General features: G+C 44.8%; 23 protein-coding genes, 1 other RNA gene, 2 pseudogenes and 1 riboswitch. Of the genes and pseudogenes, 22 read left to right on the plus strand and 4 right to left on the minus strand.

Annotated elements, in window-relative coordinates; all coding sequences use genetic code 11:
• From AC27IJ_RS15815 to rnpB, 4 genes are all read left to right on the plus strand, one after another.
• Complete coding sequence (locus AC27IJ_RS15815; protein WP_312445709.1) at nt 1-702, plus strand: tRNA (adenine(22)-N(1))-methyltransferase; 702 nt, start codon at nt 1-3, stop codon at nt 700-702.
• Nucleotides 689-1,510 carry a Nif3-like dinuclear metal center hexameric protein gene (locus AC27IJ_RS15820; protein ID WP_312445707.1) on the plus strand — a complete coding sequence of 274 codons (822 nt, stop codon included), beginning with the start codon at nt 689-691 and terminating at the stop codon, nt 1,508-1,510. The genes AC27IJ_RS15815 and AC27IJ_RS15820 overlap by 14 nt, the downstream gene beginning before the upstream one ends.
• 11 nt (nt 1,511-1,521) lie before the next feature.
• A complete protein-coding gene (locus AC27IJ_RS15825; RefSeq protein WP_487149700.1) occupies nt 1,522-3,183 on the plus strand; it encodes a uridine kinase family protein in 1,662 nt (553 codons plus the stop codon).
• A 148-nt stretch (nt 3,184-3,331) separates the two neighbouring features.
• An RNA gene (gene rnpB / locus AC27IJ_RS15830) (RNase P RNA component class A) lies at nt 3,332-3,678 on the plus strand.
• Nucleotides 3,679-3,998: 320 nt separating this feature from the next.
• Here rnpB and AC27IJ_RS15835 read toward each other — a convergent pair.
• Both AC27IJ_RS15835 and pyrB read right to left on the minus strand, forming a co-directional pair.
• Complete coding sequence (locus AC27IJ_RS15835; RefSeq protein WP_312445704.1) at nt 3,999-4,424, minus strand: aspartate carbamoyltransferase regulatory subunit; 426 nt, start codon at nt 4,422-4,424, stop codon at nt 3,999-4,001.
• Nucleotides 4,418-5,341 (minus strand): aspartate carbamoyltransferase, encoded by a 924-nt coding sequence (gene pyrB, locus AC27IJ_RS15840; RefSeq protein WP_312445703.1) that lies wholly within the window; start codon nt 5,339-5,341, stop codon nt 4,418-4,420. The genes AC27IJ_RS15835 and pyrB overlap by 7 nt, the downstream gene beginning before the upstream one ends.
• A gap of 364 nt (nt 5,342-5,705) precedes the next feature.
• Here pyrB and AC27IJ_RS15845 point away from each other — a divergent pair, with 364 nt between their 5' ends.
• From AC27IJ_RS15845 to AC27IJ_RS15870, 6 genes and pseudogenes are all read left to right on the plus strand, one after another.
• The gene (locus AC27IJ_RS15845; RefSeq protein ID WP_312445869.1) at nt 5,706-6,425 is read left to right on the plus strand and encodes an ABC transporter ATP-binding protein; all 720 of its coding nucleotides are present in this window, start codon (nt 5,706-5,708) and stop codon (nt 6,423-6,425) included.
• Entirely contained in the window at nt 6,412-8,340 is a 1,929-nt protein-coding gene (locus tag AC27IJ_RS15850; protein ID WP_487149703.1) for a COG1361 S-layer family protein, read from the plus strand. Before AC27IJ_RS15845 ends, AC27IJ_RS15850 begins: the two co-directional genes overlap by 14 nt.
• Nucleotides 8,330-9,691 carry an ABC transporter permease gene (locus tag AC27IJ_RS15855; protein ID WP_487149705.1) on the plus strand — a complete coding sequence of 454 codons (1,362 nt, stop codon included), beginning with the start codon at nt 8,330-8,332 and terminating at the stop codon, nt 9,689-9,691. Before AC27IJ_RS15850 ends, AC27IJ_RS15855 begins: the two co-directional genes overlap by 11 nt.
• Nucleotides 9,692-9,745: 54 nt before the next feature.
• A riboswitch (ZMP/ZTP riboswitch) is annotated at nt 9,746-9,827 on the plus strand.
• A gap of 91 nt (nt 9,828-9,918) precedes the next feature.
• Entirely contained in the window at nt 9,919-10,632 is a 714-nt protein-coding gene (locus tag AC27IJ_RS15860; protein ID WP_312445698.1) for an IMP cyclohydrolase, read from the plus strand.
• 14 nt (nt 10,633-10,646) lie between these two features.
• Nucleotides 10,647-11,825, plus strand: coding sequence for a phosphoribosylaminoimidazolecarboxamide formyltransferase (locus tag AC27IJ_RS15865; protein ID WP_487149707.1), 1,179 nt, complete (start codon nt 10,647-10,649; stop codon nt 11,823-11,825).
• A 94-nt stretch (nt 11,826-11,919) separates the two neighbouring features.
• Nucleotides 11,920-12,195 (plus strand): annotated as a pseudogene (locus AC27IJ_RS15870) (sigma-70 family RNA polymerase sigma factor); the annotation flags it as partial.
• A 78-nt stretch (nt 12,196-12,273) separates the two neighbouring features.
• On the opposite strand, the gene AC27IJ_RS15875 reads toward AC27IJ_RS15870, so the two are convergent.
• A complete protein-coding gene (locus tag AC27IJ_RS15875) occupies nt 12,274-14,016 on the minus strand; it encodes a methyl-accepting chemotaxis protein (protein WP_487149709.1) in 1,743 nt (580 codons plus the stop codon).
• Between the two features lie 327 nt (nt 14,017-14,343).
• Between AC27IJ_RS15875 and AC27IJ_RS15880 the strand changes: the two genes are divergently transcribed.
• The 6 genes from AC27IJ_RS15880 to AC27IJ_RS15905 all read left to right on the plus strand — a co-directional run bounded on the left by AC27IJ_RS15880 (nt 14,344) and on the right by AC27IJ_RS15905 (nt 17,883).
• Nucleotides 14,344-14,805, plus strand: a complete 462-nt coding sequence (locus AC27IJ_RS15880) for a hydrogenase maturation protease (RefSeq protein WP_312504416.1) — start codon at nt 14,344-14,346, stop codon at nt 14,803-14,805.
• Nucleotides 14,798-15,055: a hypothetical protein gene (locus tag AC27IJ_RS15885; protein WP_312504417.1), complete on the plus strand. Its 258-nt coding sequence runs from the start codon at nt 14,798-14,800 to the stop codon at nt 15,053-15,055. The genes AC27IJ_RS15880 and AC27IJ_RS15885 overlap by 8 nt, the downstream gene beginning before the upstream one ends.
• Before the next feature lie 65 nt (nt 15,056-15,120).
• On the plus strand, nt 15,121-15,594 hold the full coding sequence (locus AC27IJ_RS15890; protein WP_312504418.1) for a cytochrome b5 domain-containing protein: 474 nt from the start codon (nt 15,121-15,123) through the stop codon (nt 15,592-15,594).
• Between the two features lie 5 nt (nt 15,595-15,599).
• Complete coding sequence (locus AC27IJ_RS15895) at nt 15,600-16,505, plus strand: hydrogenase small subunit (RefSeq protein ID WP_331667189.1); 906 nt, start codon at nt 15,600-15,602, stop codon at nt 16,503-16,505.
• Nucleotides 16,506-16,507: 2 nt separating this feature from the next.
• The gene (locus AC27IJ_RS15900; protein ID WP_487149712.1) at nt 16,508-17,302 is read left to right on the plus strand and encodes a nickel-dependent hydrogenase large subunit; all 795 of its coding nucleotides are present in this window, start codon (nt 16,508-16,510) and stop codon (nt 17,300-17,302) included.
• Nucleotides 17,245-17,883 carry a nickel-dependent hydrogenase large subunit gene (locus AC27IJ_RS15905; protein ID WP_487149714.1) on the plus strand — a complete coding sequence of 213 codons (639 nt, stop codon included), beginning with the start codon at nt 17,245-17,247 and terminating at the stop codon, nt 17,881-17,883. The genes AC27IJ_RS15900 and AC27IJ_RS15905 overlap by 58 nt, the downstream gene beginning before the upstream one ends.
• Here the strand turns inward: AC27IJ_RS15905 and AC27IJ_RS15910 are convergent.
• Nucleotides 17,871-18,032: a hypothetical protein gene (locus AC27IJ_RS15910; RefSeq protein WP_312445688.1), complete on the minus strand. Its 162-nt coding sequence runs from the start codon at nt 18,030-18,032 to the stop codon at nt 17,871-17,873. The genes AC27IJ_RS15905 and AC27IJ_RS15910 overlap by 13 nt on opposite strands.
• A 114-nt stretch (nt 18,033-18,146) precedes the next feature.
• Between AC27IJ_RS15910 and AC27IJ_RS15915 the strand changes: the two genes are divergently transcribed.
• The 6 genes and pseudogenes from AC27IJ_RS15915 (at nt 18,147) to AC27IJ_RS15940 (ending at nt 25,156) form a co-directional block, all read left to right on the plus strand.
• A complete protein-coding gene (locus AC27IJ_RS15915) occupies nt 18,147-19,832 on the plus strand; it encodes a recombinase family protein (protein WP_312504421.1) in 1,686 nt (561 codons plus the stop codon).
• A pseudogene (locus AC27IJ_RS15920) lies at nt 19,828-20,196 on the plus strand (sigma-70 family RNA polymerase sigma factor); the annotation flags it as partial. The gene AC27IJ_RS15915 and the pseudogene AC27IJ_RS15920, both read left to right, overlap by 5 nt.
• Nucleotides 20,197-20,515: 319 nt before the next feature.
• Nucleotides 20,516-22,198: an ABC transporter substrate-binding protein gene (locus tag AC27IJ_RS15925; protein WP_487149717.1), complete on the plus strand. Its 1,683-nt coding sequence runs from the start codon at nt 20,516-20,518 to the stop codon at nt 22,196-22,198.
• Nucleotides 22,195-23,196, plus strand: a complete 1,002-nt coding sequence (locus AC27IJ_RS15930) for an ABC transporter ATP-binding protein (protein ID WP_312445684.1) — start codon at nt 22,195-22,197, stop codon at nt 23,194-23,196. The genes AC27IJ_RS15925 and AC27IJ_RS15930 overlap by 4 nt, the downstream gene beginning before the upstream one ends.
• 3 nt (nt 23,197-23,199) lie before the next feature.
• The gene (locus tag AC27IJ_RS15935) at nt 23,200-24,219 is read left to right on the plus strand and encodes an ABC transporter ATP-binding protein (protein WP_487149719.1); all 1,020 of its coding nucleotides are present in this window, start codon (nt 23,200-23,202) and stop codon (nt 24,217-24,219) included.
• Nucleotides 24,212-25,156: an ABC transporter permease gene (locus AC27IJ_RS15940; protein ID WP_312445681.1), complete on the plus strand. Its 945-nt coding sequence runs from the start codon at nt 24,212-24,214 to the stop codon at nt 25,154-25,156. Before AC27IJ_RS15935 ends, AC27IJ_RS15940 begins: the two co-directional genes overlap by 8 nt.
• The last annotated feature ends 2 nt before the right edge of the window (nt 25,157-25,158 follow it).

The raw sequence follows: 25,158 nt of genomic DNA on the forward strand, positions 1-25,158 counted from the left end.
ATGAAGCTATCAAAGCGTTTGGAAACGATCGCTTCCTTTGTTCCGGAAGGAAGCAGAGTCGCTGATATTGGAACTGATCATGGTTATATTCCTATCCATCTGGTACAGGAAGGAAAAGCAAAATATGCCATTGCCATGGATGTGAGGGAGGGCCCCTTGTTACGGGCCCGGGCCCATATCCAGGAGGCAGGCTTACAGACACAAGTGGAAGTCCGTTTAAGCGACGGACTTTTAAAATTAGGACAAAATGAAGCAGATTGTGTAGTCATAGCAGGCATGGGCGGAGAACTGATGATACATATTCTGGAGGGAGGCCGCAATTTATGGGAAGGAATTCCCTACTGGGTTTTATCCCCCCACTCAGATCTGGACAAGGTACGCAGATTCCTGGAAGAACAGGAATTTTTTATTAAACAGGAGACTATGATAAAGGAAGAAGGAAAATATTATTCCGTTATGGGGGTCAGCAGAAAGACAAAAGCGTGTCAAAAAGAGGAAAGGGAAATTTCCTACCGCTATGGCAAGGGTCTGCTGGAATCAAAGGATCCTGTTTTAAAGGAATATCTAAAAAAGGAAGAAGAACAGCTGGAGCAGATTATAAAGGGGCTTTCCATGAGCGGTACCGAAGCAGCGGTCAGAAGAATGGAAGAGCTGAAGCTGGAACTTGCCTATAATAAGGAGGCACAGGATGCGATGCGATGAACTGATAAAAAAACTGGAACAGCTGGCACCGCCAGTCTGTGCCTGTGATTGGGATAATGTAGGCCTTTTAGCAGGCCGTAGTAATAAAGAGGTAAAAAAGGTTTTTATTGCCTTAGATGCTACCGATGAAGTGGTTGAGAATGCCGTCCTATGGGGGGCAGATTTATTGATCACCCACCATCCCCTTATTTTCAAGCCTTTATATAAAATCAATGACAAAGATTTTATATCCAGGCGCATTATAAAGCTGATCTGCAATGACATCTCTTATTACGCCATGCATACGAACTTTGATGCAGCACCTGGATGTATGGCTGATGTGGCCGCAGAAAAACTTGGGCTTACAGATTTAAAGGTACTGGAAAAAGAAGGTGTGATGCTTAAGGAATCCGATGAAGGGCCAAAGGAAACGGTATATGGAATCGGAAAATCTGGGTATCTTAAGAAAGAGATGACAGTAAGAGAGATAGCCGCTCTTGTAAAGGAACGGTTCCAGCTTCCCTTTGTTACGGTTTACGGAGAAGACGCACCAGGGGAGCCGGTGCGTTTTGTGGGCATAAGCCCGGGATCTGGGGGAAGTGTTATAAAACCGGCTCTTGAGGCAGGTGTGAAAGTCTTTATTACAGGCGATATCGGTCACCATAATGGAATCGATTCCGCTGCAAACCATATGGCTGTCATTGATGCCGGCCATTACGGCCTGGAATATCTGTTTCTGGACTTTATGGAAGAATATTTAAAGAAAGAAGCAGGGGAGAACCTGGAGATCTGCAAGGCAAAAGTGGAATTTCCTGAAACATTCATATAAGGAGGAAGCGAATGGCAGTTGTAACTATAAATGGTGTGGAAAAGGAATACCCCATTGGCACGTCTTATCAAGAAATTGCAAAAGAGTATCAGCCCCAGTATGAAAATGATATTTTACTGGTCAGCATCAACGGAAAATTAAGTGAACTTCATAAAACGGTCCAGTTCGACTGCAACCTTCATTTCTTCACAGGGAAAGATCAGCCCGGAATCCAGACTTATCACAGAAGCGCTATTTTTGTTATGATGAAAGCCTTTTATGATGTGGCTGGCGTGGAAAATATTGAAAAAGTGACTGTGGATTTTTCTCTTGGGAAAGGCTATTACATTGAGGCTCATGGAAAAGTCCAGCTGACTGAGGAACTGCTTACCCGGGTGAAAGCCCGCATGCAGGAGTATGTGAGTCAAAAGATCCCGATTATGAAGCGGAGCGTAAACACTGATGATGCCATTGATCTTTTTCATAAGCACCGGATGTATGACAAGGAAAGACTGTTTCGCTACCGCCGGGTTTCCCGTGTCAATATCTACAGCATAGGCGGCTTTGAAGATTATTACTATGGATACATGGTACAGAATACCGGATATATTAAGTACTTTGACTTAATATTACATGATGACGGCTTTATGCTCATGCTGCCCCAGAAGGAAAATACCAAAGAAGTACCTGTTTTCGAGCCGGAAAAGAAGCAAAAGCTGTTTCGGGTGCTAAAGGAGAGCGTAAAATGGGGGGAACGGCTGAATGTGTCCCATGTAGGCGCACTGAATGAAGAAATTGCATCCGGTAATATCAATGAACTGATTTTAATTCAGGAGGCCCTTCAGGAAAAGAAAATTGCTGAGATCGCGGGAAAAATAGGTGCCGACAGGAGCAAGAAATTTGTTATGATCGCCGGGCCGTCCTCATCCGGAAAAACCACATTTTCCCACCGTCTGTCCGTTCAGCTGAAGGCTCAGGGAATGAACCCACATCCCATTGCCGTGGATGATTATTTTGTGAATCGGGTAGACAGTCCGAAAAATCTGGATGGGAGCTACAATTATGAGGTTCTGGAGAGCCTGGATATTGAACAGTTTAATAAAGACATGACAGCACTTCTGGCTGGAGAAACAGTGGAAATGCCGCGGTACCAATTTAAAACAGGGGTTCGGGAGTACAGAGGTGATTATTTAAAACTTGGAAAAGACGATATCCTTGTCATCGAAGGAATCCATTGCTTAAATGACAGGCTATCCTATTCCCTGCCAAAGGAAAGTAAATTCCGTGTATATGTAAGCGCACTGACCCAGTTGAATATTGATGAACATAACCGGATTCCGACAACCGATTGCCGCTTAATCCGTCGGATGGTACGGGATGCCAGAACAAGAGGAGCTTCCGCTCAGGACACCATACGCATGTGGCCGACGGTGAGAGCAGGAGAGGAAGAGTACATTTTCCCCTTCCAGGAATCTGCGGATATGATGTTCAACTCAGCTACGGTCTATGAACTGTCTGTGCTGAAGCAGTTTGCGGAACCACTGTTATTCGGCATTCCAAGAGAGTCCCCGGAGTATATGGAAGCAAAGCGTCTGCTGAAATTCCTGGATTATTTTCTTGGGGTCAACAGTGAGGATATTCCCCGTAATTCCATTGTCAGGGAGTTTATCGGAGGAAGCTGTTTTAAGGTTTAAAAATGAAATTGGCTTTACAAATAAACGAATTTATGATATGTTAATATGGCTTATGAGAAGCTGTCTTTATCGCTTCTCATAAAGGTGCTGTCTTTTAGCACCGTCCATTCGATTATGAAAACAGGTTTTTGCTTTCATAATATAGTTTTGAGTAAGACAAATGGCCGCAGCTGCAAAGCCGAAAGGCTGCAGGTGAGGAAAGTCCGGGCTTCACAGGGCAGGATGCCAGATAACGTCTGGCGGAGGCGACTCTAGGGAAAGTGCAACAGAAATATACCGCCGCTTAATGCGGTAAGGGTGGAAAGGTGGTGTAAGAGACCACCGCCCTTCTGGTAACAGGAGGGGTCCATGTAAACCCCATCCGAAGCAAGACCGAACAGGGAGCTTAAGGCGGCCCGTCTGCTCCCGGGTAGGTCGCTTGAGCCTGCTGGCGACGGCAGGCCTAGATAGATGGCCATTCAACGACATAACCCGGCTTATCGTCTTACTCAAAGCTTTAAAAAAGGACTGTACCAATTTGGTCTTACTAAAAACAGCGCATAAAAAATGCGTCTTGATCAGTAATATGCTACCCCTATATAGGACAATGAAATATAAAGGTCCTATATGGGGGTGTTTTCATGTCCAAACATTTTAATAACAATATCTGATTATATAGACTACTGCAACAATATGACACCAATAGTGTATCACAACCCTTGTTTTGTTGCGGCATAAAAGAAATGAACCTGCCTAAAATCGGCAGGTTCTTAACCTAAAAATGAAATAATTCACTGTCCTATTGACGGGAAGCACGCCATTCATCGCAGAACCGTTTATTTCGTATATTTTTCTTCGCAATACATACAGCGATAGACTTCTTTTTCCTCATCGGCAAGATAGAATACATGGGGAAGCCCCTGCTCGATGGAGGTAATGCAGCGGGGGTTTTTACAATGGATCACGTTGGTGATTTTTTTAGGAAGGCTTAACGTCTTCTTTTCTACAATCAGGTTATCCCTTATGATGTTTATCGTAATGTTATGGTCAATATAGCCCAGGATGTCCAGATCAATGTGGTCTAAGCCGCCTTCAATTTTTATGATATCTTTTTTCCCCATCTTATTGCTTTTTGCATTCTTAATGATGGCGACCTGGCAATCCAGCTTGTCCAGACCAAGGTTAAAGTAAATTTCCAGGCTTTTTCCGGCTTCAATGTGGTCTAATACGATTCCTTCTTTTAATCCGCTGATATTTAACATGGTTTTTCTACCTCCAGTAATGTCATGATAAGAGCCATACGCACATACACGCCATATTGTGCCTGCTTAAAGTAAGCGGCTCTGGGATCCTCGTCAATCTCTACTGCGATTTCGTTGACTCTTGGAAGAGGATGAAGAACATACATATCTTCTTTCGCCAGTTTCATTTTCTTTTTGTCCAGAATGTAGCAGTCTTTCAAACGGATATAATCTTCCTCATTGAAGAAGCGCTCTTTCTGAACGCGGGTCATATAGAGGATATCAAGAGAAGGCATGGCATCGTCAAGACTGTCCATTTCTACAAATTCAATATTGTTGGCCTTCAGTACATCTTCCCGGATGTATTCAGGCACCCGTAGTTCTGGGGGGGAAATTAAGATGAATTTAATGTTTTTGTATCGTACAAGAGCATTAATCAGAGAGTGAACCGTGCGTCCGAATTTCAAGTCGCCACAGAGGCCAATGGTCAGATCATTTAAACGGCCTTTTAAAGAATTGATGGAAAGCAGATCAGTTAAGGTTTGGGTCGGATGCTGGTGGCCTCCGTCTCCGGCATTGATTACTGGTATGCTGGAATGGTTGGCAGCTACCAGTGGAGCCCCTTCCTTTGGATGTCTCATGGCACATATGTCTGCGTAGCAGGAGAGAACCCGAATGGTATCAGCAACACTTTCTCCTTTTGCGGCAGAACTGGAGTCGGCAGAAGAAAAGCCTAGTACACTGCCGCCCAGATTTAACATGGCAGCCTCGAAACTCAAACGAGTTCTTGTACTTGGCTCATAAAATAATGTCGCTAATTTTTTTCCATCGCATACATGAGAATATTTTGGAAGATTATCTTCGATATCTTTGGCCAGATCTAAAAGCTGCCCTGTCTCTTCCACACTAAAGTCTAACGGGTTAAGTAAATGTCTCATAAGAATCTCCTTTATCCACTAAATTATGGTTTAAAATTCTATCCCATCTACTATACAGTATTAGTTAAAATATTTCAACACTTTTTTAAAATTTATGTTATAATCTAGACCTGCGGCTTTTTTCCAGGAATTTGAAAAAGGTCCCTGTAAGGAATATTTAAGGAAGTGTAAGAAAATAAAGAATGACCGATGGAAATATCTTGTTGTATAATGTGTATGCAAAGTCAAGTGCCCGCAGCAAGCTGCAGGGGATTTGACCATTACAGCATTTGCCAGATGCAGAAACGTTTCTATTCCTGCGCCTGGCTCATTGCTTGCAAAATAAAGAAAGGGGGTGTCTGTTTTGGCGGAAGGAAAGACACCTATGATTCAGGTTAAGAATCTTTATAAGGTGTACAAAGTGGGAAACACAAAGGTCTATGCGTTAAACGGCGTGGACTTTACTATATATAAGGGAGAATTCTGTGCAATCGTGGGCCCCTCCGGTTCCGGTAAATCCACTCTCTTAAATATGTTGGCCGGTCTTGAGAAGCCGTCAAAAGGAGAGATTGTCATCGGCGGGAACCATATAGAAAAGCTTTCGGAAAATCAGCTGGTATCATTCCGCAGAAAGCATGTTGGTTTTATTTTCCAGTCCTATAATCTTTTACAGACCATGAATGCGGTAGAGAATGTGGCCTTGCCTCTGTCATTCCGGGGAGTGCAAAAGAAATCAAGGAACGAAAAAGCAAGGGAGTACATAAGGCTGGTGGGACTTGAAAAACAGATGAAGCATATGGCCAATGAGATGTCGGGAGGCCAGCAGCAGAGGGTCGGCATTGCAAGAGCTTTGGCAGTAGATCCTAAGATCATCTTTGCGGATGAACCCACTGGAAACCTGGATTCCAAAACTACCAGGGAAATTTTAAGCTTAATGCAGAAAATCGTGAGGGAGCAGAATCAGACCCTGGTCATGGTTACTCATGATAATTATATTGCAAAGTTTGCAGACAGACAATTCCATATAGTAGATGGAAAAATCTTAAAAATTGAAGAAAAGCATCATGAGGATACGAAGGAGGACATTGGAAATGAAGAAGGGTAGGAAAGGATTTTTATGGCTGCTTGCGGCCCTTATGGTCATAGGAGCCGTGCCCAGTGCGGCTTTCGCCCAGTATGACCTAAGCAAAAACACCTACATTGATGTGAAGAAGACCCCGTCAGGAAAGACCGGGGAAAACGTTACCATTAATATGGTTTTTACTAATAATAGCGGCAATGATTTAAACAATGTAGCAGTAAGGTTTGATCGGGATCTGGCAGAACAGGAATACCAGGCAACGGAAGACGCAGATGAAGAAACGAAGTATTCCGGAGCTGTATTCCCTTTTGAGATCACTTCCAGTACATTTGATAACAAAAAGCTTGGAACGGTAAAGAGCGGAACTTCTAAGAGCATTTCTCTCAATGCAAGGGTCCGGAGAGACGTAGCGGAAGGCTATTACCTGGTACCTTTGGAGGTCGTAACGGATGCATTGAAAAAGGATGATGGGGCCCATGCCAGTTATGAAAAGGTCAACATCTGGATCACAAAATCCTCCTCAACCACGGAATCTGGGAAAGACGAAGGAACCATCCAGTTTGAGCTGGGAGAAAACCAGAACACACCTTCTGGCATTTATCCAAATACCATGAATTTCAATATGAATGTCCGGAATTCCTCAAATATTACAGCTTTTGATGTAGACATCCGGATGGGGTTGAGCCAGGACAGCACTAAGTTTCCTTTTGATATTAACGACGGAAACTACACCAGGCATTATGACCGGATCGGCGGCGGCGAGACGGTGGAGGTTCCCTACAGCATGAATATCCGAAAGGATGTTTACAGCGGATACTATCCTATTACCTATATCATTGAATACCGTGACAGCACGGATGGAGATGTCCAGAAAGCAGAAGAGACCTTCTATGTCAAGGTTCAGAATAAAGACAAGGAAGAAGAGACCGGTGATTTCAATGCAAATGACAGGACAAAGGCGAGACTCATTGTGGATGGGTTCCAGACGAATCCGGAAACAGTCTACGCCGGGGAGGAATTTGAAATGATTCTTCACATGAAGAACGCCTCTGAAAACGTTGCGGCAAGCAATATCCTCTTTAACCTGGAATCAGAAAAAGTTACAGACAGCGCGGTATTTACCATGGATGCCGGTTCCTCCTCCATTGTTGTGAATTCTCTTGCCGCAGGCCAGACAACGGATATAAAGCTGAAGCTTCGGGCGGGAGCCTGGGTGGATCAGAGAACCTATGCCATTACCATTAATGAAAAATATGACAGTCCTGAGTTTAAGAATGCGGAAGAAAAGGTGACGGTGAACATCCCGGTCAAACAGGTCTCCAGGCTGAATACGGGGACGATTGAGATAATGCCTGATACTATTTCCGTAGGTTCGGAGACCAATGTAATGTTCCCAATCAATAATACGGGAAAGGTTCTCCTTTACAACGTAATGGTGGCCTTTGTAGGGGATACTATCCAGCAGACCAACAGTTATGTGGGAAATATAAAACCGGGTGAATCCGGAAATGTAGACACCATGATTACCGGAACTGCCCCTACCATGGATGATGGGAAAATCAAGGTCATGATCACCTATGAGGACGAAAACGGCGTAGTCAGTGATCCCATTGAAAAAGAAATCACTTTAACGGTAACAGAACAGGAGGACTTAGATCCCGGAATGGATGGTTCGGGAGATTTTCCGGCTGTAACGGAACCGGAAGGGTCTTCCCAATATGGAAAAATCGTCATTCCGGCGGTAATTGCCGTTTTGGTTATTGGGACCATTGGTACTGTATTTCTGCTTAAAAGGCGAAAAAAGAAAAAGGAAGCGGAAGCAGATGCTTTAGAACCAGATGCATTAGAGTCAGAAGCATTAGAGCCAGAAGTATTAGAGTCAGAAGTATTAGAGCCAGAAGTATTAGATCCAGATGAGGAAAAAGACAATGAGATTTAGCGATTTGCTTTCCATGAGTGTAAATAACTTAAGACGCAGGAAGCTAAGGACGTTTTTAACGGTTCTGGGAGTTTTGATCGGTACGGCTTCCATTGTTGTCATGGTGTCTTTGGGGATCGGTTTTAATGAACTTACTATGGAACAGATCGCTTCCTATGGAAGCCTTACAGAAATATCTGTATATTCCAACGCTATGTGGGGAGGAAATGACAGCAGCAAGGATCCTAATTACATGACGGATGATGTGATTGCACAGTTTGGACGGATCGAGCACGTTACCACAGCTTCTCCCCTTTTGGAGACCAACGTTTTGATGACCCAGGGTGCTTATCAGGGAAACATCAACCTAATAGGGGTTTCCCAGGAGTATATGAATAATATTCCGTTAAAGGAAGGCAATATCCCGGAGCCGGGCAAAAGGGACCTTCAGATGGTTGTGGGAAATATGGTCCCCAGAAATTTCAGCAACCCAAAAAGCAATCGTAACAACTATTATGATGATTCCGCCAGCATTCCTGACATTGATTTTATAAATAAGCCCATGTTTGTGATTTTTGATATGGATGCTTACTATCAGTCTCAGAACGGCGGGACGGGGGAAGGAGGCTCAACTGTTAAACCTCCTAAAAAGTTTCTTATTCCAACGGCCGGACTGGTGGAAGGAGGGCCGGAGGAATGGAATAGTTACAGCTACAACGTTTATGTGGATCTAGATGCCTTAAAATCCCAGTTGAAACAGATTTTTAAAAAGAAGCCCATTCCTAATCAGCCCACCAATAAAAAGGGGAAACCCTACAACTATTTTATTTACCAGCAGGCGGTTGTGGAAGTGGACGATATGAACAATGTAACGACAGTACAAAAAGCCATCTCAGATATGGGTTATCAGGCCAACAGCAATATGGAGTGGCTGGAACAATCCCAAAAACAGGCCAAAATGGTTCAGGCCCTTCTGGGAGGGATCGGAGCTGTATCCCTGTTTGTGGCTGCCATCGGCATTGCCAATACGATGATGATGTCCATTTATGAAAGAACAAAAGAAATCGGAATCCTGAAGGTTCTGGGCTGTGATATGAATAATATCAGAAACATGTTTCTTCTGGAATCCGGCTTTATAGGCTTTTTAGGAGGAATCACAGGAATTCTGTTCAGCTACGGGGTTTCATTCCTAATTAATAAGTTCCTTTCCGGCAGTTTTATGCAAGGCATGCCCGGCGATCTTTCAAGGATCCCCCCATGGCTTTCCTTGGCAGCCGTCGGCTTTGCTATTTTTGTAGGAATGGCCGCAGGATTTTTCCCTGCCTTAAGAGCCATGAAGCTGAGTCCTCTTGCAGCAATAAGGAATGAATAGCCGATTTTAAAAAGAAGGCTTGCATTTCTCCGGAGAATATTATATGATGATGTACAAGGTACGTGCGACTGGCGGATGAGTGGAGTTTTACCACGGGGAGCACGATACGAAAAAGCCGACCGCCTGGGCGCCCTATGGGATGCCCAGGCGGTTTTTTATGCGGCTAACGAGCCAAATGAGCATGTTTCTTATCATTGTGTTTTCATTCAGAAAGGAGACCAGATCTGATGAATTTGATTTCTTTACAGGACGATTTAAGGAGCAATTCCTATCCGGGAAGAGGCATTATTATGGGAAAAACACCGGATGGAACAAAGGCGGTCGCCGCTTACTTCATTATGGGGAGAAGCGATAACAGCCGCAACCGAGTATTCGTAGAGGAAGGGGAAGGAATCCGTACCCAGGCCTTTGATCCTTCAAGGGTCACGGATCCAAGTCTTATTATTTATGCTCCGGTGCGGGTTATGGGGAATAAGACCGTTGTGACAAACGGAGATCAGACCGATACCATTTACCAGGGAATGGATATACAGCTGACTTTTGAACAGTCCTTGCGATGCAGGGAATTTGAACCGGATAGTCCCAATTATACGCCCCGTATTTCCGGGATCATGCATATAGAAGGCGGGCGCTTCAATTACGCCATGTCCATCATAAAAAGCAATCATGGGAATCCGGATTCATGCAACCGCTATACGTTTGCCTATGACAATCCAGCGGCAGGAGAAGCCCATTTCATTCATACCTATATGCATGATGGAAATCCCTTACCAAGCTTTGAAGGGGAGCCAAAGCTGGCGGCGACCCTTGACGATCTGGATGAATTTACTGCCATGATATGGGAAAGCCTTCATAATGAGAATAAGATCTCTCTCTTTGTAAGATATATTGACATAGAATCAGGAGCTTATGAAACCAGGATTATAAATAAAAATCAATGACAGGAGCACGAAAGATGAATGAGCTGGAATTAAAATATGGTTGTAACCCGAATCAAAAGCCCTCAAGGATTTTTATGCCAGGTGGGAAAGAGCTTCCCATCCAGGTTTTAAGCGGCAGGCCGGGATATATCAATTTCTTAGATGCCTTTCATGGCTGGCAGCTGGTAAAGGAACTAAAGGAAGCGACCGGACTTCCTGCTGCTACTTCCTTTAAACATGTGTCTCCGGCCGGCGCCGCAGTGGGACTGCCTCTTGACCCGGTACTTGCAAAAATTTACCGGGTAGAGGATATGGAAGGCCTTTCTCCCCTGGGCTGCGCCTATGCAAGAGCTAGAGGTGCTGACCGTATGTCTTCCTTCGGGGACTTCATCTCTTTATCAGATATCTGTGATGTGGATACTGCAAGGATTATCAAACGGGAAGTATCCGACGGCGTCATTGCCCCAGGGTATGAGCCGGAAGCCTTGGAAATCTTAAAGTCCAAGAAAAACGGCAATTATAACATCATCCGCATTGACCCGGATTACCAGCCGGAGCTTCTTGAAAGAAAACAGGTTTTTGGGATCATGTTTGAACAGGGAAGAAATGAAGGAACGATTGATGAGGAGCTTTTAAAGAATGTGGTGACAAAGAACCAGGAAATTCCCCAATCAGCAAAAACCGACTTGATTATTTCCCTTATTACCTTAAAATACACCCAGTCCAACTCTGTCTGCTTTGCAAAGGGCGGTCAGGCCATTGGAATCGGGGCAGGCCAGCAATCCCGCATCCACTGCACCAGACTGGCAGGAAATAAGGCGGACAACTGGTTTCTCCGTCAGGCGCCCAAAGTCCTGGAACTTCCCTTTGTAGATGGCATAGGCCGTGCGGATCGGGACAATGCCATTGATGTCTACATCGGAGAAGATTATATGGATGTAATTGCAGACGGCAGATGGGAAAATACGTTCAGGGTAAAACCAACCGTATTTACAGCAGAAGAAAAGCGGGCATGGCTCAGCCGGTTGACAGAGGTTTCTCTGGGATCTGACGCATTCTTTCCATTCGGTGATAACATAGACCGGGCTTATCGAAGCGGTGTTAAGTACGTAGCCCAGCCAGGGGGATCGGTCCGGGATGACCAGGTAATTGAAACGTGTAATAAATACGGAATGGCCATGGCTTTTACTGGTATCCGTCTGTTCCATCATTAAACGTAAAATAAGTACCAGCCTATATTTTTTGTAAAAGCACTTTAGGGAGAAGGGCGGCATAAAATGAGAGTAAGTAAGTTTAAGGTGGCTTTCTTTGAAAACTTTTCCCAAACCTTTAACTGCGCGAGAAGAACGAGAGTGTCTGGAACGATACCAGGAAGGGGATCGGGAGGCGAGAGCCACACTCATCGAGCGGAATATGCGCCTGGTAGCACATGTGGCAAAAAAATATCAGAATACGGATTATGATATGGAAGACCTTCTTTCCGTAGGAACCATTGGGCTCATTAAAGCCGTTAATACCTTTCATCCAGATAGAGGCTCCAGACTGGCCACTTATGCGGCCAAATGTGTGGAGAATGGTATCCTATCATAACGGCTCGTAATCTGAAGAAACAGGGAACCGGCGCATGCCTGTAACAGCAGGGCATGCACCGGTTCCTTTGGCTTATATTCTAAACTCTAAAATCATATCATGTAAATCTTCTGCCAGACCGGATAAAATGTCGCTGGAAGCTGCAATTTCTTCTAGCACATCGGCTTCCTCTTCCATAGACCGGTTGACCTCCCCGGCCGCAGAAGAATTCTGCTTTGCAATGTCAGATAAATGCTCCAGCAAAGCCAATATCATATTTTTCATATCATACATTTCTTTTCCAGTGTTGCTTAAGTGGACAGAAGCCTTTTGGGATTCTTCCATGGCTTTGTTTATGAATTTGTAATTCTCTCTGCTGCTTTCGACGCGCTGGGTCTGTTCTGCGGTAATATTTTTAATCCGTCCAATAATGTCAACGGCATTTGTGGCATTCTTCTGCAATTCCGAAACAATTTCTTCAATATCTTTGGAGGAATCAGCCGATAGGGCAGCCAGGTTTTTTATCTCGTCTGCCACTACAGAAAAGCCTCTTCCTGCATTACCGGCTTTGGCGGCTTCGATTGATGCGTTTAAGGCCAGAAGCTTGGTCTGGAATGCGATTGAAGAGATCAGCCTACTTGCCTCGCTGATCTTTTGAGAGCTGTCATTTGTTTTTATTATTAAATCGAATATTTTCTCATTGGCACAGTTGCTTTCTTCTGTAATCGTATAAAGGCTTTCCATTTCACCAAATCCACCGCTTATAGCCTCCGTCACATTTGTAATGGAACTGCTGATGTGATTGGCAGACTCCAGATTATGGTCAATGATATCCCCCAGCTGAATAATTCTGGAGGTTCCCTCCATTGTATTTTTTGTCTGCTCCAGGGCTCTGCCGGCAATTTCCTGGATTGCATTTGATACTTCTTCCGCAGTTTTGGCAGATTGGGAAGCAGCAGCAGTAAGCTGCTGGGAAGTAACGGCCACCTGTTTGGAGGAGACATTGATCTTTTGGATGATATTTTTAAAGTTATCCCGGATGCTCTCTAATGAATTGGCTAAGGTTCCAAATTCATCCTTCTTACGCAATTCTTTCCTTGAAATGTCACTTTTTAAGTTAAATTCAGCCAGCTTTTTTGAATAGTCCGAGGCACGCTTGATGGAACGTGATATTTTGCCGGAAAAGATCAATCCGGATAAAATAATGATTGCAGTAAATACCAGAAGGACAATAATGCTGATTTCCTTAAACCGGTTAAGCTCCTGGTAAATGGATTCAGCATCAAAATCCGCACCTATGATTCCTACCACATTGCCCTGGCTGTCCTTTAAAGGGTAATAAGAGCTTATAAATATTCCCCAGCCTTCTACAACGTTTAACTTATTATCCGTATAGGGGCTGCCGCTCCATGCCTGTTCATAGGAAGGCCCTGATTCTTCCGTGTCTCCAATATGTGAAAGTTCCTCAGCAGGGGATCCGTCAATTACATACATGAATTTCCCCTCATCCGTTTTCCTCATGGTGAAGATGTACTTGGCTCCGCTGATCTCCCGTATTTTTACAAGGTTTTCTCTTTCCTGGACATAAAAGGCCGTTTTTTCATCTTCTAAGGATGTCAAGGTCTTAAACGTTTCTATGTCAAGGTATTTGCTGGACTGGGATACTGTCCGGAAGGCTTCCTCGGCTGCTCTGGTGGTTATCATTTTATAACTTTGCAAGTATAAGATATACGCCAGTGCTGCAGCAATGGATATTACCATAACCAGAAAAAATACTGTAATCTTAACTCTGATATTTTTTCGAAAAGAGAATTTTGATAGAAAAGAAATTTTCATACTAAGCCCCCAAATCATTTTTTTGACCAACCGGAGGAGATCATTGAAAACCAATTCCAGGGCTGATCCTTGATCAGTATATCCTTAAAATGGTGAGGGTGCAAGCTTGATTTTCTTGAAAAATTGCAAAAATATATGCAAAAGACACAAGAGTTTAGAAAAGATTATGTGAGTAGTGCACAAAAGTTTTGGGAAAATCATCCTTATTTTTCCATTATAAATCAGGGATACTGCAACCTTTCCTCCAATATTCCCCCGGCAAAGAATATTTGATTATGTCCAACATATATATGGATAAATAACTAATTTAGAGAAGGAGACAAGGATATGGTGAAGTTAGTTGCTATTGGCAACCGGTTTATGAAGGATGACGCCATAGCAATTAAAGCTGCCGAAGCATTGGAAGACCGGCTGATCTGCCAGGATATTCAAGTGATTATTGGTGAAACCGATTTTCAAAGCTGCTTTTATTTACTAGATAAGGATGACTTTGTTTTTATTCTTGATGCACTTTCCTCAGGAGCAGAGCCTGGTAGCGTTCATATGTTCCGTCTGGAAGATGTGATGTCACAGCCTTCCTCATTCACCATGCATCATGATTTGAGCATGGTGGAACTCATGAAGCTATATGGCAGTCAATTTAAGGGTTATCTGCTGGGTATTGAAATCTTTGAAATCGGTTTTGGTCAGGAACTCAGCACTGTTTTAAGGGAGAAACTGCCTTTCATCTGCAGGATAATTGAATGCGAAATCAAAAAAATCATAGCGGAGGAAATCACTTATGCATGATACGTTTCTAAATCAAAATTTATATGAGTCAATGATTGACTTATGCAGGGAGAATTCCATTGCGAAGATATTGAATCTGACAATTACGGTACATACAAACAGCCATATAAGTGAAAACAGCATCCGTGAACAATTTTCTGAAAGAAAGAATGAGCTCATTGGAGACTGGACAAACATATTGGTCCGCAAACGAGAAATAGAACCGCTTACTGCGATTATAGACAGTATTGACGGTGAGAAATTCCAATGAGAAAGGCTGGATTTTGTCCGGCTAGTGTATCAATCATTCCGTATTTCATATTGGGAGGTTTTTTCATGGAATTAAATCTGTTTTTAGATTATATTGGGAACTGCGTCAAGCAAATAAACGAGGATGTAGAAAGACTCCATTCCAAACAGTACAACAGTAACGTTGTATTGGATCATTTGAGCAGCGAAGTGATCATGCTGGAAAGCCATATCAAATATTTCAGCCAGACAAATCAATTGGGTATGGAAGAGATACAATATCCGAATCAGACCATTCATGTAAATCAGGCACAGGAAGAGTTTCCTCCAAGATACTTCACCCTGGAAGAATTATCCCGTTATGATGGAAAGAACGGAGCTCCGGCTTATGTTGCGGTAAATGGAGTGGTGTATGATGTTACAAATAATTCCGTCTGGAAAGGAGACAGCCATTTTGGCCTTAATCCTGGAAATGATTTATCAAAAGATTTTGCAACATGCCATCCGGGAGCAATGGTATTAACCAGATTACCGGTAGTCGGTTATTTGGATACAGAGTAACGCTGGTGAAGAATTTGGATTGTGCAAGCTTTAAATGTCCTTATCAGGAAAGCAGGCTGAAAGCAACGGAAAGTCTTGTGAACCGGGTGAAGGATGAGATCGGCAATGATGTGCGCAAAAAGCGGAATCTTGTCTGGCTTGAATTAAACGGCTGTTCAGGAAATACAATCTCCCTTCTTAACGGCCAAAATCCGGATTTCCAGTATCTGCTGACTCAAATGACCAATTTTATATACAGCAACAGCCTGATGAATCCGGCTGGAAATAAGGCCATGGATCAGCTGTTTGATGTGATAGGCAGTGATTATATTCTGGCTGTGGAAGGAGCTGTATCGTTAAAGGACAACGGTTCCTACCATATCATTGGCAGGTACAACGGCAGGGAGATTACAGGATTTGAGGCGGTTAAAAGACTGGGAGAAAATGCGGCCCATGTGATTGCCGTAGGGGCCTGCGCTTCACACGGAGGTGTGTCGGCAGCACGGCCTAATCCAACGCAATGTGCGGGAATACAGGATGTTCTACAGAAAAAGGTGATTAAACTAACGGGGTGTCCATGTCACCCGGACTGGTTTATGGGGACTCTGGCCTATCTGTTATTATATGGAGACCCCCCTCTTGATAACAGGGACCGTCCCCTGATGTTTTACAGCATTACCATTCACGACAGATGTCCAAGACGGTCTTATTTTGACAGCGGCATCTTTGCCACAAAGCTTGGGCAGGAAACCTGCATGTACATGATGGGCTGCAAAGGTCCGATTACCCAGATCGACTGTCCCATCCGTCAATGGAACGGGCATGTTAACTGGCCCATTGGAGATGATTCGCCCTGTATCGGATGTGCCCAGTTCGGTTTTCCTGATGCAATGGAGCCTTTTATTACATTTGATACCATGGGAGGGGAGTGAATATGGCGGAGAAAATAACCATAAATCCTGTTACCCGCATTAGCGGTTTCATGGAAATTGATGCTGATATCGGAGAACAATCAGTGGTGGATGTAAAAATGAGAGGCTTGATGTTCCGGGGGTTTGAAAAGATGCTTCAGGGAAGAAACCCTTTTGATGCCGTTTATTTTACGCAGCGCATCTGTGGCATCTGTTCAACCGCACATTCCATGGCTTCTGCTCTTGCTCTGGAAGAAGCCTTGAACATTGTACCCTCTGAGCAGGGAAGGTATCTCAGGGATTTGCTTCATGCATGTGAGTTCCTGCAAAATCATTTGAGGCATTTTTATCAGTTTACCCTTCCGGACTATGTAAAGCTTCCTGAGGATTATCCGCTGTTTAAAGCGGATCACAATGATTACAGACTTCCGAAAGACATAAACGACAAAATGGTAAACGATTACTTTGAATCCCTCCGGTTCAGCCGGGATGCTCATCAGATGCTTGCCATACTCGGAGGAAAAGCTCCTCATAATCACGGAATATTCATCGGAGGGATCACATCGCCGATCTCGGCAGATAAGATCATCAGCATAAAATCCATTCTATATAACATAGGACAGTTCATCGCTGAAAAAATGATTCCCGACGTATACACAATCGGAACCTATTATCCGGAGTACTATCATATGGGCGGAGGCTACGGCAACTTGCTGACCTATGGGAGTTTTAACCATTATAAGAATTTGGAACCCTTTATGTGGATCCTCTTGTTTATACCAATGGCCAGACCGCCCCCTTTGATCCTGCTCTCATAACCCAGGAAGACGAATATGCCTGGCTTAACGAAAATAATGAACCGGACAGAAATAAGCCCCTGGCATATTCCTGGATAAAGGCGCCGAGATACAATGATGCTCCCTATGAGGTAGGGCCGTTGGCCAGACAGTGGCTCTCCGGCGAATACAGGAACGGGATCTCTGCCATGGACCGGACCATTGCAAGAGTGCTGGAAGCTAAGAAAATTGTGGAAATTATGCAAACCCTTATAGATAATCTGATTCCGGGAGTATCCATGCAGAAGGAATATACGATTCCTGTGCAGGCATCGGGAAAGGGACTGGTGGATACGACACGGGGGTCCCTTGGCCATTGGCTGTATATTGAAAACAGTACAATCGCCTTTTACCAGATCATAACCCCATCTGCGTGGAATCTATCAACACAAACAAATGGGATGAAGGGTACCGGGGAACAGGCATTGATCGGAGCGCCTGTAAAAGATGTTGCAGCACCTGTGGAAATTGGCAGGATCATACGGTCTTTTGATCCCTGCGTGTCCTGCGCCACTCATGTTTACTCAGACGGGAAGCATATGAATACAATTCAGGTAGTGTGAAGCTCTTCCATAAGAGCCTGTTTTTGGTCATTGGGGCAGGGGAGCTGCTGGATGTATTGAAGGACAGCCTGGCTATGCAGGAGGGAGGATTTTTTTTCCAATTCTTTTCTGCCTTCTTCTGTTTTTGGATGGTATACGATCATATTCATGACAAGGACCTGATATAGACTGTTATTATAATGTATGATGCTTCCCATGTCCTGTATGTTTGGGAATAAGAGGGCAGAAATCAGAGTTTTGCCTAAGTAAGGAGGAAGGTTTGGGTGGAACCCGGGAACGAGCGGTTTGCGATTTATTCAAGAAAGTCAAAATTTACCGGAAAGGGAGAAAGCATCGGCAACCAGATCGAACTGTGCAGACAATACATTTCTGCACATTATGGAGAGTGTTTCGCTGACAGCGCCTGCGTATATGAGGATGAGGGGTTTTCCGGAGGAAACCTTGACCGGCCTCAGTTTAAAGTCATGATGCAGGAGGCAAAAAAGAAGAAATTTACAGCCGTCGTCTGCTACCGTCTTGACCGGATAAGCCGTAATATCGGTGATTTTGCAAATCTGATTGAAGAGCTTAATGAACTTCATATTTCCTTTATCTCCATAAAAGAGCAATTTGACACCTCCTCCCCCATGGGGCGGGCTATGATGTACATTGCCTCTGTTTTTTCCCAGCTGGAGAGAGAGACAATAGCCGAACGGATCCGGGATAACATGCTCGAGCTGTCCAAGAGCGGAAGATGGCTGGGAGGAAATACTCCTACGGGTTATAAGTCGGAGAGCGTGTCCTCCGTGACCATAGACGGTAAAGTGAAAAAGGCCTTTAAACTTAAGCTGATTGAAGAAGAAGCAAAGCTGGTCAAGCTGATTTACGAGAAATTCTTAGAAACCGGATCACTCACCCAGACGGAAACCTATTTGCTCCAAAATGGGCACAAGACAAAATACGGCCGCCTGTTCAGCCGTTTTGCAATAAAAGGAATACTGACCAATCCGGTCTATATGATTGCAGATAAAGAGGCCTATGAATATTTACGGAAAAAAAATATGGATCTGTTTGCAGAAAAAGAAGCCTTTGACGGGAGCCATGGTGTGATAGCATATAACCGTACTCTTCAAAGGGCCGGAAAAACCCACGAGATGAAAGATATGGAAGAGTGGATCGTGGCAGTGGGAAAGCATGAGGGAGTGGTCTCAGGTTCCCTGTGGGTCAAAGTCCAATTGTTGTTGGACCAAAATAAATCAAAAAATTACCGGAAGCCCCGCAGCAATGTGGCATTGCTGTCCGGAATCCTCTTTTGCGGCGGCTGCGGCGATTATATGCGGCCAAAGCTTTCCGGGCGGTACAATGCCAAAGGAGAACAGATCTATTCTTATTTATGCACCATGAAGGAAAAAAGCCGTATGAAATGCTGTGGGATGAAGAATGTAAATGGAAATATGCTTGACCAAATGGTCTTGGAGGAAATCAAAAAGATATCTGGAGATACCGGTGAATTTCAAAAGCAGCTTTGCCGGAGCAAAAAGGCAGTGGAAGAAAGCAGGCAGGAAGTGGAATGGGATATATCCCGTTTAAAGGAGGAACTGAAGAATGTTGAAGGGGAGATAGCCGGATTGGTGGCTTCCCTTGGAAAAGCAGGGGGCACCGGGGCAGAGGAGTATATCATACAGCAGATTGATGAACTCCATAAAAGAAAAGGGGAAATGGAGCAGCGGTTATGGGCACTTTCGCAGGACGCAGGAAACCATGAGCTTTCCGGTCAGGAGCTTCAGCTGATCAGGCAGACCCTGTCTTCCTTTCAGAATGTGATCGACCTCATGGATGTCCGGCAGAAGCGTGCAGCGGTCCGGACTTTTGTGGATAAGGTTATATGGGATGGGGAGAATGTCCATCTGTATCTGTTTGGATCAAAAGAGCCTGAATTGCCGGAGCCGCAAGGTGACTCTAGCAAATGAAATCCTAATGCTTCTTCGTGCAAATAAGAAATATTCCAAAGAGGTTTCTCTGTTCGAACCCATTGGCGTAGACAAGGATGGAGAGACTGTAAGTCTGGTAGATGTCATTGAAATGGAAAATAAGGAGACATTGGAAACCATTATTTTAAAACAGGATATTAAGGAGCTGTATGAGGCCTTTGACAGCTGTTTAAAAGAAAATGAAAAAACCATAATCGGAATGAGGTACGGTCTGCATGGAGGGAAGGAATATACGCAGCGGGAGATAGCGGATGTAATGGGAATATCCAGGTCCTATGTATCCCGGCTGGAAAAGAAGGCTTTGGAGCGGTTGAGAGACGAACTTAAAAAGAATTGTATTTAAAAAGAAGTATTATAGAATTGTCCCATCTCTGATGGTTGAGAAGAGTAAAAAGTCTGGGAGGTCCGATAAGCAGGGCGTTCCGGACTTCTTTGCTGTCATGAAAAAGTGCGTAAGCCGGTTCTAAAGCAGAATGGAGTTCTTATAAAGACTTGCTGCAGATTGTATTTAATATAGTTGACAAAAAAACGAAATCATAATAATATGATAAAAAGGATATTTCATACTAAACATATATGTATTCTCTCATATGAGAAAAGCGTACCGTGCGCAGGATAAATATCTGAGAAAATTCTATGTTTATTTAAGGAGGACGGCAATTATGAAAAAAATAGTCTTTCAAAAACTGCATAAGGTAATTGGGTCTATGCTGGTTTTTGGCTTGGTGGTATCTCTTGCGGCTTGTGCAAAGTCAAATTCCAGTCCCGGAGCTGAGAATCCGGCGAAGGGTAACACGGCAGAGGATAATTCCGCAAAGGATGAGAGTGCGGGGGATAAAATCGTAAATATCGGAATGACCGATTCTATCAGCAGCGTTAACCCACTGTTAATGGATGCAACTGAGATCATGAAGACCTCCACGGCAATGGAATTCCTGCCCCTTGTTGAATTAAACGGCAATCTGGAGTTTGAGGGAATGCTGGCTTCTTCTATTACCACGGAGGACAATACTCATTTTACAGTGAATATTGATCCGAACGCAAGCTGGTCCGATGGTCAGCCTGTAACTGCGGACGACGTCGTATACACCGTACTTAAACTGTCAAGCCCCATCCGTGCCAATGCAAGTATGGCACTTTATGCCATTGAAGGCATGGGCGACGACGGTTTTTCGGAGGAAGGAGCGACGGAGATATCCGGTGTTAAGGCAATTGACAGTAAAACCGTCGAATTCACGACCAAATATCAGATGGCTCTTACCACCTTCCAGAATACATATGGGCGCTATATACTGACACTGCCCAAGCATGTTCTGGAGAGCGTAGCGGATGAGGACCTGGCAGGTTATGACTGGTTCAACGCACCGACGGTAATTAACGGGCCTTACCGCATCACTTCCGTTGACTTGCAGCATTATGTGTCCTATGAGGCAAATGATAAATACTGGAAGGGCGTTCCGAAGATTAATAGGTTAAATATCAAGATCGTACCTGCGGCACAATTGCTGACCGGGCTGCAATCAGGAGAGGTTGATTTTGTGCAGCAGACCACCGGTAACGTCCTGCAGGAGGATTATGCCAGCGTGGAAGCCCTTGCAAACGTGACGGTTAACTATGGTGCTCCTGTCATCAATCAGTCGATCTTCTTTAATACCACCACGGTAACGGATCCCCGTATACGTCAGGCGATTCTTTATGGGATTGACCGCCCGTCCATCATTAAAGGTCTTTTAAACGGAAAAGGTGAAGTGGTTGACGGCTTCCTGTCCAGTGCGGGACCTTTCTATGACGAGGGCCTGACGCCCACCGCTTACGATCCGGAAAAAGCGAAGGAATTGGTCGCCCAGGCAGTCGCGGACGGTTGGGATGCTTCAAAAACATTGAACTTCTATGTAAACAGTGGAGATTCTACTTTCTGCCAGGCCGCAGATTATATTGCTGCGAAGCTGCAGGAAATCGGAATCAAGATTCAGGTGACAACCGTGGACTTATCCAGCTTAATGACCAGGGCGGGAAGTAAGGATTTTGATTTGCTGGCAGTGCAATATACCTATGCCCCGGTAGATCCCTATCCGGACGTTAACTGGTTATTATCTGCGGACGGTTGGACCGGCTATGTAAATGATACCGTGACCCAGGCACTGGCGGCGACCCAGGCTACCAGTGACGTTAATGAAATCAAGGAGCAATATCTAAAGATCGATACCGTCATGCAGCAGGAGGTTCCGATGATCTCCTCCTATATCATAAGCGCAATCGGAGCTGTGAATAAAAGGGTGGTGAATGCGACACCGGATGTATATGGCTCTTTTAATAATATTCACGAATGGGATGTAACACAATGACTCCGTTATTGGAAGTAGACTCGCTGGAAATGATGTTCTCCACCGGTGCAGGAGATATCAAATGCATAGACAGGGTCAGCCTTAATGTAAATCAAGGTGAGATCCTGTGCATCGTTGGAGAATCGGGTTCAGGCAAGAGTGTTACGCTTCTGTCAGTCATGGGCTTACTTGGAGAAAATGGTAAAATCACCGGAGGAAGGGTCGTCTTTGACGGGCAGGAACTGTTGGAGCTGCCGGAGAAGGAGTTTGACCGGATTCGCGGGAGTGAGATGACCATGATCTTTCAGGATGCCATGGCCAGCTTAAATCCGTTATTCACCATTGGGAACCAGATCATGGAAGCCATGCGCATTCATATGAACTTGGACAGGAAAACAGCGAAGGAACGGGCACTGCTCCTCCTGGATAAGGTGGGGCTTCCGGATCCTTCTTCTATTATGAACAAGTATCCGCATACACTGTCAGGAGGAATGCGGCAAAGGGCAATGATCGCCATGGCGCTTGCCTGTAATCCAAAGCTTCTCATTGCGGATGAACCCACAACAGCGCTGGATGTTACGATTCAGGCACAGATTATGGAACTCTTAAGGAACTTACGGGAGGAGCTTCATATGTCAATCATTTTAATTACCCATGACATGGGTCTGGTAGCTGAAATGGCTGACCGGGTTATGGTTATGTATGCCGGACAGATTGTGGAGGAAGCAGGCGTCCTTGATTTATTTAAAAAACCGGGACACCCTTATACACAGGCGCTGCTGAAATCCATACCGAGTATCAGAGATAAAGAAGAGAGAGAGCTATTGACGATAGAGGGTACTGTTCCAGAGCATTACGGTGAGATCACCGGCTGCCGCTTTGCAAACCGCTGTCCGTATATGGCCGATGGCTGTGATCTGGAGCAAAGGCTGCTTGAAATAGATGGAAGCCACAGGACAAGATGCTGGCGGGGGTCGGAAATCCGGGATAGGAAGACGCAAGCGTCAGGAGGGAATTAACACATGCAAAAGGAACGACAGCCTCTGGCAGAGATTAAGGGATTGAAAAAATATTATCCGGTTCGCGACGGAATTATTCCCCATACAGTTGGGTTCATCCATGCTGTGAACGGTGTGGATCTTGAGCTATATCCGGGAGAAACTCTGGGACTGGTAGGGGAATCCGGCTGTGGCAAATCCACCATAGGGCGGCAGCTGGCCGCGTTAGAAACTCCCACAGAGGGCAGCATTGTTTATGAAGGGTATCCGTTCACGGACCGTACGGCGGCTGGAATGAGACGAATCCGTACCCAGATACAGATGGTGTTTCAAGACCCTTATACCTCCCTTAATCCGAAAAAACGTATTTTTGATACCTTATCCTATCCAATGCTGTATCATGGCATCAGTACAAGACAGAATGTCGATAGGGAGGTTGACCGCCTGCTTGACATGGTGGGACTTCCGAAAAATTCGAAGGGGCGTTATCCTCATGAGTTCTCTGGCGGCCAACGGCAAAGGATAGGGATCGCAAGAGCACTGTCTCTTAACCCCAGACTTGTCGTCTGTGATGAGCCGGTCAGCGCCCTGGATGTATCTATACAGGCTCAGATTCTTAATCTGCTTCGTGATCTGCAAAAGGAGCTAAAGCTTACATATCTATTTATTGGCCACGGTCTGGATGCGGTCAAATACATCAGTGACCGAATTGCCGTCATGTATCTTGGTAAGATTGTGGAGCTTGCGGATGCAAGGGAACTGTTTGAGAATCCGGTGCATCCTTATACGCAGGCATTATGCAGTGCCGCACCGATTCCCGATCCCGAGTCCAGAGGCAGAAAAAGAGTGATATTGCAGGGAGAACTGCCTTCCAATAAGAATATGCCTTCCGGCTGTCATTTTCATAGCCGGTGTCCCTATGCCATAGAGGAATGCAAACGATCGGAGCCGGCGTTAATCCCGATCCAGCCAGGAAGCGGGCATCTGGCGGCTTGTCCGGTGCAGACCCTGACTGTATGGCCAAAGGAGGCGGCGGATGCTTAAATATATTATCAAGCGTATTCTTATCGCAATTCCGGTACTGATCGGTATAACCATAATTGATTTTCTGATCATGACTATGGTAGGAAGTCCATTGGAACTGCTTCAGGGACCCCGAGTGTCCCTGGAGGCCATTGAAACCAGAAGAATTGCCTTAGGCCTTAATAAGCCTGTCTATGTACAATACTGGATCTGGCTGACGAATCTCCTGCAGGGTAACATGGGATATTCCTTAAAGAGTTTCCAGCCGGTAAGCCAAATGATTAAAACCTATATCGGGCCAACTTTGCTACTGATGTCCGTCTCGTTACTTGTCAGTATGCTGATTGCGGTACCAGCAGGAATCTATAGCGCAGTCCACAAATATACGCCGCAGGACTATACCGTAGTTACGCTTTCCTTCCTTGGAAGCAGTATTCCCGGTTTTTTCCTGGCATTGGTGCTGATCTATCTTTTTACCATCAGGCTTGGCTGGCTGCCCTCCAGCGGTATGTATACCCTGGGAGCCAAGAAGAGTGCCGTAGACGTCATCAGGCATATGATCATGCCTGTGATTGTATTGGCGACCTCCATGGCGGGAACCAATATTCGATATATTCGAAGTGCCATGCTTGAGATACTCCGTAAGGATTATCTGCGAACGGCAAGGGCGAAGGGAATTGGTCGCTTTCTGGTGATTAATAAACATGCGCTTCGTAATGCGTTAATCCCGGTTATTACCGTATTCGGAATGCACATACCGATCTTGTTTGGCGGAGCCATCATCATAGAACAGGTTTTTTCCTGGCCTGGGCTTGGCATGATGACCATGAGTGCAATTATCAGCAGAGATTATCCGGTCATTATGGGCGTCTGTCTGATGTCCGCAATTGTTGTTCTGGTGGCAAACCTGCTGACAGATGTCATCTACGCATTGGTAGATCCGACGATTACGTATTAAAA

This window comes from Lacrimispora sp. YZC11, assembly GCF_057543815.1.

Coding starts and splice junctions, on each gene's coding strand:
- AC27IJ_RS15910 (WP_312445688.1), bottom strand. CDS start 18,032: ATGAATATGATCGTATACCATCCAAAAACAGAAGAAGGCAGAAAAGAA.
- AC27IJ_RS15850 (WP_487149703.1), top strand. CDS start 6,412: ATGAAGAAGGGTAGGAAAGGATTTTTATGGCTGCTTGCGGCCCTTATG.
- AC27IJ_RS15930 (WP_312445684.1), top strand. CDS start 22,195: ATGACTCCGTTATTGGAAGTAGACTCGCTGGAAATGATGTTCTCCACC.
- AC27IJ_RS15885 (WP_312504417.1), top strand. CDS start 14,798: ATGCATGATACGTTTCTAAATCAAAATTTATATGAGTCAATGATTGAC.
- AC27IJ_RS15815 (WP_312445709.1), top strand. CDS start 1: ATGAAGCTATCAAAGCGTTTGGAAACGATCGCTTCCTTTGTTCCGGAA.
- AC27IJ_RS15925 (WP_487149717.1), top strand. CDS start 20,516: ATGAAAAAAATAGTCTTTCAAAAACTGCATAAGGTAATTGGGTCTATG.
- AC27IJ_RS15820 (WP_312445707.1), top strand. CDS start 689: ATGCGATGCGATGAACTGATAAAAAAACTGGAACAGCTGGCACCGCCA.
- AC27IJ_RS15890 (WP_312504418.1), top strand. CDS start 15,121: ATGGAATTAAATCTGTTTTTAGATTATATTGGGAACTGCGTCAAGCAA.
- AC27IJ_RS15865 (WP_487149707.1), top strand. CDS start 10,647: ATGAATGAGCTGGAATTAAAATATGGTTGTAACCCGAATCAAAAGCCC.
- AC27IJ_RS15940 (WP_312445681.1), top strand. CDS start 24,212: ATGCTTAAATATATTATCAAGCGTATTCTTATCGCAATTCCGGTACTG.
- AC27IJ_RS15855 (WP_487149705.1), top strand. CDS start 8,330: ATGAGATTTAGCGATTTGCTTTCCATGAGTGTAAATAACTTAAGACGC.
- AC27IJ_RS15875 (WP_487149709.1), bottom strand. CDS start 14,016: ATGAAAATTTCTTTTCTATCAAAATTCTCTTTTCGAAAAAATATCAGA.
- AC27IJ_RS15900 (WP_487149712.1), top strand. CDS start 16,508: ATGGCGGAGAAAATAACCATAAATCCTGTTACCCGCATTAGCGGTTTC.
- AC27IJ_RS15880 (WP_312504416.1), top strand. CDS start 14,344: ATGGTGAAGTTAGTTGCTATTGGCAACCGGTTTATGAAGGATGACGCC.
- AC27IJ_RS15935 (WP_487149719.1), top strand. CDS start 23,200: ATGCAAAAGGAACGACAGCCTCTGGCAGAGATTAAGGGATTGAAAAAA.
- AC27IJ_RS15845 (WP_312445869.1), top strand. CDS start 5,706: ATGATTCAGGTTAAGAATCTTTATAAGGTGTACAAAGTGGGAAACACA.
- AC27IJ_RS15825 (WP_487149700.1), top strand. CDS start 1,522: ATGGCAGTTGTAACTATAAATGGTGTGGAAAAGGAATACCCCATTGGC.
- AC27IJ_RS15835 (WP_312445704.1), bottom strand. CDS start 4,424: ATGTTAAATATCAGCGGATTAAAAGAAGGAATCGTATTAGACCACATT.
- pyrB (WP_312445703.1), bottom strand. CDS start 5,341: ATGAGACATTTACTTAACCCGTTAGACTTTAGTGTGGAAGAGACAGGG.
- AC27IJ_RS15860 (WP_312445698.1), top strand. CDS start 9,919: ATGAATTTGATTTCTTTACAGGACGATTTAAGGAGCAATTCCTATCCG.